Here is a 9,970-nt window from a genome sequence, read left to right as displayed (position 1 = left end):
CGCGGCGCACCCGCACCGGCCCAGCGGCCCACCAATCAACGAAACAGTGGCTCACCCAACAGCGGAACGGAGGCCCCCACCGAGCGTGATATCCACGTGTCGTCGTGATCGGGCCGAGATCATGACGAAGCATCGGCGGATGATCACGCTGCTGGCGATCGGGTTGGTGGGGCGCACCACACGCCGCACGGTGCTATCCATGCTCGCCGGGGTCGGGATGGCCGCATTGGTGTCGTTTCACTCGACCTGCCGATTCTTCCCCGCCTTTGGGACACCGGTCGGCTCGGGCTGGCCATCGCACGGCTGATCATCGACCGGTTACTTGACTCCGATGCGGCGATTACCGTCGCGTTCAATGACACCTTGTTTCGACGCTGAGGCAAAACGTCCACCACGCATTTTGGGCCCACGACGGCGCGGCGCAAGGACCGGCCAAACTCGGCCGGGCCAACCGGTGGGTGATCGCCTGCGCCGGGGCGTATACAGCGCCCTGGATCTGCAACCTGGCCACCGTGATCGCATCCGAAACCATCCCGATCGTGTACCACCACCACGCCCGCGAACACCCGCACGCCCTGGCTGCCGGTCTCGTTGGCGTACTCGGTGATCAGCACCCGCACTGATTGGCCGCCCGCCTGATCGAACTCGACGCCGGCGACATCGAAACACTGGTGACCGAGCGGCGGCACTCGCATCCCCGGCGCCACGGACATCCTCACCCTGCGCTGTCAAAAGGCCGGCGACCGCTGGCACTAAATCTGGTCACAACCACACAACCAGCCCCCGACTGCCGCCACCGGCTGACCAGCCAGCCGGCCGAACCACTTCAAGACCAATTTCAGCTACCGACAAATTTATCGCACACCCCCGGGCTGCCGCGCGCAAGCGCCGGCGGTGACCGACTAGCTGGCTAGCCAGCCGGCATGCGGGCCCTGGTCCGCCGCGAAGGAGATCGAACACTGGCACCGTCGCTGTGTGAGTAGCTGGCCGGCGACCGCTACAGGTCATCGCCACCTCGAGCCCGGTGGAGAGCCGCAACGCCTCGAAGCCCGCCGCCGAGTTCACGCCCGAGTAGAGGGGCTCATCCGCTGCGGCAAAGACGACACCGGCCTCGCCCACGTCGATTCCCAGCACCAAAGGAGGTGAACATTCCTCGACTCGTCCCCAGCTGAATAGCTACCCCGTCCGCGTCAAGGCTGACTCGGACCAGGGTGAATTTTTAGGCAAGTAAGACATAACACGTGCCAACCTGCGGTGATAATACTCACATTGACGGATGAACTGTGACTGCAGCCTCAATATGACTTCGACAACAATTTTGTATACGGTTTCGCGCCGGTGTTACGATGATATTACACACGATTAAGTCGAGTTGTTAGGAGGCGTTTCTTTGATGAATGTGTCATTCATTCGTAACGGCATTGCAGTAATCACGTGTCTCGTAGCAGGCGTATTTATCGCGATAGCAACACCAGCGATGGCCACGCCCGACGACACAAACAACCCAAACGTTCATGTCGATAACACGACTTCACGAGGGACGGGTACGTCTACCAAGGACGTTGCTCCGGTTCCAGGGCCCCAGCGGCCAACGAAATGCTTACTTGTTGGCGGCCCCTTGTCGTTGGTTTGTTTACCTCGATAGTGGATTTACTGACGTTTCCGGGATTTACTGACGCTGGGGACAAGCCCGCGGGTAGCCAGGCGCCGGTGGTGAAGACTTGGCGGAGGGCGTCGAGTTCGTCCAGGAGCCGCCGGACCTGCGTTGCTGGATGTTAACGTTAACTCGTCTCCAGTTGAATAGCTGCTCAAACTCCCCAACAGTTTACATTTGGCCAGCGTTTACGTCTGGCGGCACATAGGCTCCATACCTGTCGGGTTTATCGACCAGAGGCAGTCGCATGCCCGATATAGTGCCCGGAGGAACGCGCGCGATAAACACCAAATCGGCACTGGCGGTAACGGTAGCGATCGTGTGACCGGTACCCGCCACGGTGGTAACTTCCTGGGCCATCACATGCGTCACGATGTCGGAACCGAACTCGACGTTATGACAGCGTGGGCAGATCAGCATTGACGGGAACCAGCGAGATTTGCACACCAGACATCGCTGTACCTTCATTCAGCTCAGATCACCTCGAGGACTGCGGCATTTGCGCAAGCACCATGGCGATACAGCACCATCCCATAACCGGTTACCAACGCAATTCGCGCGTTTCGGACTTGACGTGCGCCCACTCGGCCCAATAGCTGATCGGTCGCCTCCACAATGAAGTGCAATCCGCCAGCAGCTCCGGCCTGCCCGGCCGATAATTGCCCACCCGAGGTGTTAACCGCCATCCCGTGGGCCAAACGAGCGTTGAGAAAGCTGACGAGGTCGTCGTCGGGAATGAACCCAAGGTCGCTGAGCTGCTCAATGACTATAACGGGGTAATCATCGTAAACTCCGACCACATCGACGTCGCGCGGACCTAACCCCGCATCATTCCACAGAGCATCACGCAAGGCGCGATGCCCCGTGAAGGTCCCCGGGCCTAACTGCTGGTCCGGATTATGAAGCGCCTTCACCGCTCGCAGTCGTACGGTGCGATTGTGCCCAGTCGCGACGACCACGGCATCAGCACCAGCAACCACGGGAACGCAGTCGAACTTTCGTAGCGGCGACGCAACCGTGGGTGCGGCTAGGTACTGGCGCAGGGTGAGCGGGCACCGGTACACCGCTCGAGGATTAAGACTAGCCCATCGCCGCTGCGCCAGCGGAATTTGAGCGTAGTCCCGCTCAGTGAGGCCAGTGGCTGCCATATGCCGCTGCGTCAACATCGCAAACAGCGCGTTGGGGCCACCGAATTCCAGCGGAGCAAGATGGTCGAGCGTGGCGGCGTTATAGTTGTCGATCACTGTTCGGAAAGCGCCTGATGCACGCAGATTATCGCCAGCCACTAAAACGATGACACGAGCGTCGCCAGCCTCGATCGCGCGCACCGCGTGCTGAAGCATATTCACGCCGCTGGCGCCGCCGAGCGAATCCTGCATAAGCCAATGCGCTGAAATACCCATCTTCCATGCCAGATCGATAACGTGATCGGGGCCCAGCGAAAATGTGCTGACACCGAGTCCATCGACCTCGACTAGGTCTAGATCGGCATTGCCTACTGCACCCCTGACCGCCTCGGCTAGTAACTCTGCGGTGGTCAAATCTGCGCGGGGGTGTCGGGTGTAGTTGGTTTGATAGGTGGCGACGATGCCAACGCTGCTCATCGCCCACGGTCTCGATCCCAGGTATCGATGGTTACCCCTTGCTCTTTTAATACTGTTTTGCGTACTTTGCCGTTTGAAGTCAAGGGCAGCTCATCGACGAAGCGGACATACCGTGGCAGGGAATATGACGCCAGTAGCGGGGTGGCTTCGGCAATCAGCGCCTGCGGATCGGGCAATCCCGCAGGGATCACCGCGCACATAACCTCGTCATCACCGAGCTCGCTAGGAACAGCGTAGGCGGCACAGGCGGCGACGCGGGGCAATGACTCAAGTGCGCATTCTACCTCGTAACACGAGATATTCTCACCACGCCGGCGTATCGAGTCGGTTCTTCGACCGACGAACGTGAAGCATTGATTGCGGCCTCTAGAAACAAGATCGCCGGTGTGGAACCATAGGTTACGTCGAGATTCGACGGTAGCCCGGTCGTCGCGCCAGTAGCCGCTGCTAATCATGTGCTGTTGGCGTGGCCGCACCAGCAGCTCGCCCACGACACCGTCGGGCATAGGCTCATCGAGTTCGTTGACCACAATCACCTCGAAGTCGGGGTGAAGGATTCCCATACCGGAGACGGTGGAGTCGCCGACTGGGGTGTAGATCGGGACACCGAGTTCGGTCATGCCGAAACCTTCTATGACCTCGACACCAAAATAGTCTTCGAACAGGGGCTTGATCTGCGCGCTCATACCGCCGCCGAGTACTCGCTGAAGCCGCAGATTGGGCAGGGTCTCCGGGCGACGGTTCCAGAGCATCGCACCCATGGCACCCAAAAGGTAGGTGACAGTAGCACCGGCCTCACTTAGTCGTTGCCAATAACGCGATACCGAGAACTTCGGGCCTAGTATAGCCCGGCCTCCGCATACCATGGCCTGAAGGAAGGTGGTCAAGGCATTGCTGTGAAACAACGGCAAGCAAGTGTACAAGATGTCGGCCGGTCCAAGCGCCATCTCCTCAGCCGCCACGATCGGCCACCAAAATAGCTGCCCTTGAGGGATCATCACAGCCTTTGACGGCCCGGTGGTGCCAGAGGTCCACAATAGCGCCGCCACACTGGAAGGCCCGACAGCATCGGCTGGTTTGTCGAGGGCTTTGGGGATTGTGCCGGGCAGAGCGATGTCGGCCCAACCGATCACCCGAGTGCTGTCCAACCTCTTCAAGGCGTATGAATGATCGGATTCGAGGACGCTATGGGCGGCGTCGTCGACCACAAGCAGGGCGGGCTCAGCAAGTGTCAGCTGGTGTTCGAGTGCTTGCCCGCGCAGTGCTGGATTGAATGGCACGAAAATCGCCCCGATCCAGCTGCAGGCAAGGAGCAGCTCCACTGTCTCAAGCCGGTTGTCGGTCATCAGCGCGACTCGATCGCCTGGTGACACGTCGTACGACTTCAAAAATGCTGCGATGCCGCGCACACGGTGCAGGAGTTCACTGGCGGTTAAACTGGTCTCGGTCGATTCGAAAAGAACCCCGCCGGGACGGGTTTGCGCGGTGTGCATAAGAAGCGCGTTGATGGTACGTCGGGCTGGCGGCGTGTGCCGCAGCGGATGAGCGCCGGGGGCATGTACACCATGGCGAGAGCCCGCGAGACCACACGCTGACCTCATCGCAGCGCCCCAGTCATTGTCATCGTGCCGTCGGCATGCTGGATGCACCGGTGCTCGCGTGCGGAAAATGCCAAATCTTGCACCATCGGACCTCTCTCACACCTTCACGGATTTTCGGGGAACCGCACCGTCGCCCACCTCACTTTACGGCAGGCTACCACTATGTATTGGAATTTCGACTGTCGTCAAGTAAATGCTATATGACATTCAAGCATCCCGGTAACCTTCCCGGGCAACGCCCTGCCCTTGACTTGTGAGGGGTGCGCCCGTAAGCAGCGCGGCCCAGAGACCCCCATCGAAACCCCATGAAACGTGCCGCATCGCGACCCGCGAAAACGTCAGGGGAGCCTCATATGCCGCACCAACGCCAACTGGGACGGCCTGCGCCCATGACAGGCAGGTGGCGGCAAACAGCTGATGGCGGCCGCGCAGGCGATGGTCGAGACATACGATTCAGCCACGCGGTTGGCCGCCCTGCGGTCAGCAGTGCTTACAGACGAGGACGGAGCCGCACCGGCTCCACGCCTGGCGGACGTGGATCTCGCCGCAAACTGACATCTGGGCCGGGTTTGACGCTGCGCCCAACCCGGCCAGCAGCCATCGAGCCAACGTCGATCGATCGCCGCGAGCTGCGCCGTTCGCAGTCAAGCGGAACCCCGCTCGTGCAATTCTCGTATCCAGAAGCCGTCCACTGTGACATATAGTGCTTCCATGACGGCAGAGCGTCGACCAACCGGCGTAGGGCGAGATGCGCGAGTCGCCCAGTTGATCATCACGATCTTCGGCCTCTACGCGCGGGCCGAGGGCAACTGGCTGTCAGTCGCTTCTGTCGTGGCATTGATGGCCGACCTCGGCGGCGAGAGCCAGGCCACTCGCGCGGCGATCTCCCGGCTGAAGCGGCGCGGAGTGCTGCTCAGTGAGCGCCGTGCTGGCACAGCCGGGTACGCGCTGGCCGCCCAGACGTTCGAAATGCTCGCCGAGGGCGATGTTCGCATCTTCGAGCGCAGCCGGGCCACCATGGACGACGGATGGGTCGTGGTGGCGTTTTCGGTGCCCGAGTCGGAGCGAGAGAAACGGCATGCACTGCGCAAGCACCTCACCCGTCTTGGTTTCGGCACCGCGGCACCCGGTGTCTGGGTAGCGCCGGGCAACCTAACCGAGGAGACGCTCCACACCCTGGACTACCGAGGATTGGCTGAGTACGTCGACATGTTCTGCGGCCGCCACTGCGCATTCGGGGATCTGCGCACGAGGGTGCGTACCTGGTGGAATCTGGACGAGCTGACGGATCTGTACGCCGACTTTTTGCAGCGGTACCGCTCGGATCTGTATCGGTCGTCGGTCGAAGACATTACGCCGCTGGAAGCGTTTCAGATGTATGTGCCGATGCTGACCCAATGGCGAAGGCTTCCCTACCGCGACCCGGGATTGCCGTTGTCGCTGCTGCCGCCAGCGTGGGGTGGCGAGGCCGCGCGCGAGTTGTTCGATGAATTGCACGCGGTGCTCAGTCCGCTGGCGCAAAAACACGCCCTAGCGCTGATCCATGGCAAGCGCCTGCCGGCGTCCGCCTCAAAGCCGAGTCGGCGCGCGGGTCCTGGCGGCACGTGATGACCAGCGCCTTGGGGGTGAGTCTCAGTCGTTCCGCCTAACTGGGCGCAACCACGACCGCTACAGTCGTTGGGGATACCGCTGCCTGTTGGCGTCGTCCGTGCTTTTTCGGCCACTTCGACCGTACCGATGAGTGCGTTGATCGCCTCGTGAAGGCCTCCAGGGTCCAGGTAAACCTCCTTAGGCAGCCGTTGACCGCCACCGTCTGGCCCAAAGCCACCAACGACACCCGACGGGCGCGCCCCTTGGGATGGCACGAAACCCGGCTAGCGCTCCACACCAATGATATATATTGTCAGGAATGGCGTGGACCACACCCAACCGATCCAATTGGACGAAACACGATGACCGACAACGGGATCGACCAGCTCCGTCCCCGCTACCGCGCATTTCAAGCGGGGAAACGCACCGTTGGCTTCATCGCCCTGGGCCGATCGAACGCTACAGCGTCTGCGGCATTCGCGGCCTGCCACTGTCACGCCGAGCCCCAAACCAAATACGGCCACACCACCAGCACACCCGCAACGGCAAGACGCTCACCCGCCGCCTTGCTGCGGTGCAGGTCGACCGTTGCCGGGGAATGGCTCACCGCCGCGCCCCCGACCAAGTCATTAACGAAATGGACCAGAAATGCCGACAGATCGCTTACCTCCTAGACAACCCGCCGCTACGCGCAAAATCCATCCAATGCTGACTGTGCGCCGCGTGGAAATAACTGGCTCGACAAGTGCTGAAAGCCAGTTACGGTTGGTAGCTAACGCAGGTATCCGGTTAAGGTCATTCCAGACAACTTTGCTCAACGCCAAAGATTGCAGCGGTCAGCGGCTGTATGCCGGTGAGAACACTCTTTCCGAGAGTAGCGCCGCCATGGAAGGCCGGGCTGTTTGATTAACAACGGGGGCACAGTATACGTTTCGAGGCTTCTATGACAACGGGTATCGCGTTGGTTACCGGTGGAGCTGGTGGGATGGGCGCGCATATCGCACGCGGATTGCACAGCAATGGTTGCAATGTGTTGCTAGCCGACATCGATGTCGTCCGTGCAGAAGCCATGGCTGCTGACATTTGTCCGGACGGAAGCACCGCGAAGGCAATTTACCTTGACGTCACACGCCGCGAGGATTTCGCAACGGCATTACAGGAGTGTCAACAATTCTGGGGCACACCGACGATTCTGATCAACAACGCTGCCGTCACACAGGCAGCCGACGTCATGACACTGGGAAGCGAGGAGTTTAACCGGGTGCTCACGACCAATGTCGACAGCGTGTTCTTCGGTTGCCAAGTTATTGGATCAGCGATGGCTAACCAAGGCTTCGGCCGAATCGTGAACATGGCGTCATTGGCAGGACAGAACGGTGGCACCGCCACAGGCGGTCATTACGCCGCCTCCAAAGGTGCGATCCTGACGGTCACCAAGATTTTCGCCCGCGAATTCGCTGCCAAAGGCGTCACAGTCAACGCGATCGCACCCGGACCGCACGATCTCCCGGTGGTCAAAGCCACCGTTCCTGTCGACAAATTCGACATGGTCGTCGCTTCAATCCCCGTGGGCCGTCTAGGTAGCCCGTCCTTCGTCGCCAAAATGGTTGCACTTTTGACTTCTGACGACGCGTATTTCGTTACCGGGGCATGCTGGGATGTCAATGGGGGCATATATCTGCGTTGAGCGTTGGACATCCGTGTACCCGCGTAAAGTCCAATTCTCCAACTCAATGCCGCGCAATGCTAGCCTAGCTTGGCTAGATCCGGCACAGCCGGAATTTTGAGTCAAGTTTGACGTGTTGGGTCAGGCGGTTGGTTTTATGCCGCGAGTAGTGTTGTGCGGCTGAGGGTTTCGAGGGCGCGGTTGTAGGCACGAGAAGCTTCCCGCAGTTCTGGCGTGCCGGTGTGGTCGGCGAGGTGCGCCAGGCCGGTGGGCAGGAGTCGGTCATGCACGCAGGTCAAGAAGTGGGCAGTGTGCAGGCCGGGGTCGGTCACGGTGTAGCGGTGGCTGTGCGGGATGCGGGTGATCAGGCCGCGGGATTTGAGTCGACGCAGGTCATAGGTGGTCTGCCCGGCGGTGACCGCACCGGGTGGCAGCCCGCGCAGCTCGGTGGTGAGCGCACGCAGATCGCTGTTGGTGAACCCGTTGGGTTGGCAGCCAAACGTTAGTAGCGCCTCAAGCAGTGCGTGGCTGCGGCGCTGGGCCAGCCGGAGTCCGGGAATACGGGCGCCGGTGGCGGTGGTGAGCGTGCGGGTGATGGTGTCGAGCGCATCAGCACCGGTGATCGGGTCGTGGCCGAGTCGTTGGACGTGCAGCAGACGTCGGTTGGCGGAAAAGCCGATCTCCCGCAGCGCGGGCAGATTAGTCAGCCGTTTGCCGATCGAAAAGTCGGTGGTGTCGTTGATCGTGGTTTCGGTGCGTAGCGCTCTCCCTTGCTTGTGGTATTGCTTGATGCGGGTGTGCTTGTAGTCGACGTGCAGGCTGGGGGTGACACCCTCGGTGATCACCCGGGTACGAAACGGTCCCGGTGTCGCGCGGGGGCCGCGGCGGTAGATGCGTCGGTCAAAGATCAGGGCGATCTGATCGGGGCGGCCGATGTCGAGGTTGTCGCGGATGACCTGCTCGAAAAACATCCGGCCCGCCACGGGTTTGTCCAGCATCTGGGTCAAGGAGAACTCGGCCTGCAAAATCGACAGCTCGTAGCGGTAGCCCGCGGCTCGATCCGCTGCGGTGAATGGATGCGGCAAGATAGCCAGCCACTTGCGCAGCAGCGCGTCGATCTGGTCTTCGCCGAGCTGATCGCAGATCGCCTGCAGCGCGGCAGGATCATCGACGGCGGCGAACCCGTTGTCTAGCGCGGTGAATCCGATGCCCGCCTTGGCGGCTTGGCGCTGAGCCCAATGGTTGCCGTTGATACACAGCTTGGCGTTGTAGGGGAAGTAGGAGCAGAACTTGATGAAGAATGGGCCGAAATCCTCATCGACGCAGTAGAAGTAGAAGTGGTTGACCAGCCCGGTCGCTGGCACGATCCAGGGGTAGGAATCGCCGTGGGCGTCGCGGCGTTTCTCGGTGCGAAACAGCTTGGTCTTCTCCTGCGCCCGCCCGACGAACAGGACCCCTTCGCTGCCGTTGAACCGCGCCAGGTGTTCGTGGGCGATGTCGTCTTTGCGTTGCCCCTTGGCGAAGTTCACCCAGGGCAGCCCATGGTCGCGGGCGAAGCGGTGCACCGCCTTGTCGAAGGCCTCGGTGATACGGGCCAACGGCGCGGTCGAGGCGATCGGCAGGCCCAACTGTTGGTGCACATAGCCCACCAGGCCCGCCGCGTACTGCAACCCCGGCACATAGACGTTGCAGAACAAGCGGTCGATGCATTCGATCTCGAACACCACATGCTCGGACAAGACATCATCGACGGATCGCGCTACGGTCATCAGTGGGCTCCGGACGGAGATGGGACGGCCAGTCGGCCAACTAAAGAATTTTCGGTAATATAGTGAGTCGTTTCGCGGAGTTCGCG

The 9,970-nt window shown here is 61.0% G+C and carries 6 protein-coding genes; 3 read left to right on the top strand and 3 right to left on the bottom strand.

What is annotated here, in order from left to right; genetic code table 11:
• The first annotated feature begins 139 nt into the window (after positions 1-139).
• Positions 140-307, top strand: coding sequence for a hypothetical protein (locus tag AC2VOU_RS02425; RefSeq protein WP_486955923.1), 168 nt, complete (start codon positions 140-142; stop codon positions 305-307).
• Between the two features lie 1,820 nt (positions 308-2,127).
• Here the strand turns inward: AC2VOU_RS02425 and AC2VOU_RS02420 are convergent.
• On the bottom strand, positions 2,128-3,258 hold the full coding sequence (locus AC2VOU_RS02420) for a thiolase family protein (protein WP_486955922.1): 1,131 nt from the start codon (positions 3,256-3,258) through the stop codon (positions 2,128-2,130).
• Positions 3,255-4,751, bottom strand: a complete 1,497-nt coding sequence (locus AC2VOU_RS02415) for an AMP-binding protein (protein ID WP_486955921.1) — start codon at positions 4,749-4,751, stop codon at positions 3,255-3,257. Before AC2VOU_RS02415 ends, AC2VOU_RS02420 begins: the two co-directional genes overlap by 4 nt.
• 819 nt (positions 4,752-5,570) lie before the next feature.
• Here AC2VOU_RS02415 and AC2VOU_RS02410 point away from each other — a divergent pair.
• Complete coding sequence (locus AC2VOU_RS02410) at positions 5,571-6,467, top strand: PaaX family transcriptional regulator (protein ID WP_486955920.1); 897 nt, start codon at positions 5,571-5,573, stop codon at positions 6,465-6,467.
• 925 nt (positions 6,468-7,392) lie between these two features.
• Complete coding sequence (locus tag AC2VOU_RS02405) at positions 7,393-8,136, top strand: SDR family NAD(P)-dependent oxidoreductase (RefSeq protein WP_486955919.1); 744 nt, start codon at positions 7,393-7,395, stop codon at positions 8,134-8,136.
• Positions 8,137-8,270: 134 nt separating this feature from the next.
• Here AC2VOU_RS02405 and AC2VOU_RS02400 read toward each other — a convergent pair whose 3' ends face one another.
• Complete coding sequence (locus AC2VOU_RS02400; protein ID WP_486955918.1) at positions 8,271-9,884, bottom strand: hypothetical protein; 1,614 nt, start codon at positions 9,882-9,884, stop codon at positions 8,271-8,273.
• Between the last annotated feature and the right edge of the window lie 86 nt (positions 9,885-9,970).

This window comes from Mycobacterium sp. TH-M25, assembly GCF_057473665.1.
This window is presented reverse-complemented; position numbering and strand designations above follow the sequence as displayed.

Excerpts from the sequence above, each read along its gene's own strand:
- AC2VOU_RS02425 (WP_486955923.1), top strand. The coding sequence starts at position 140 with ATGATCACGCTGCTGGCGATCGGGTTGGTGGGGCGCACCACACGCCGC.
- AC2VOU_RS02410 (WP_486955920.1), top strand. The coding sequence starts at position 5,571 with ATGACGGCAGAGCGTCGACCAACCGGCGTAGGGCGAGATGCGCGAGTC.
- AC2VOU_RS02400 (WP_486955918.1), bottom strand. The coding sequence starts at position 9,884 with ATGACCGTAGCGCGATCCGTCGATGATGTCTTGTCCGAGCATGTGGTG.
- AC2VOU_RS02415 (WP_486955921.1), bottom strand. The coding sequence starts at position 4,751 with ATGCACACCGCGCAAACCCGTCCCGGCGGGGTTCTTTTCGAATCGACC.
- AC2VOU_RS02405 (WP_486955919.1), top strand. The coding sequence starts at position 7,393 with ATGACAACGGGTATCGCGTTGGTTACCGGTGGAGCTGGTGGGATGGGC.
- AC2VOU_RS02420 (WP_486955922.1), bottom strand. The coding sequence starts at position 3,258 with ATGAGCAGCGTTGGCATCGTCGCCACCTATCAAACCAACTACACCCGA.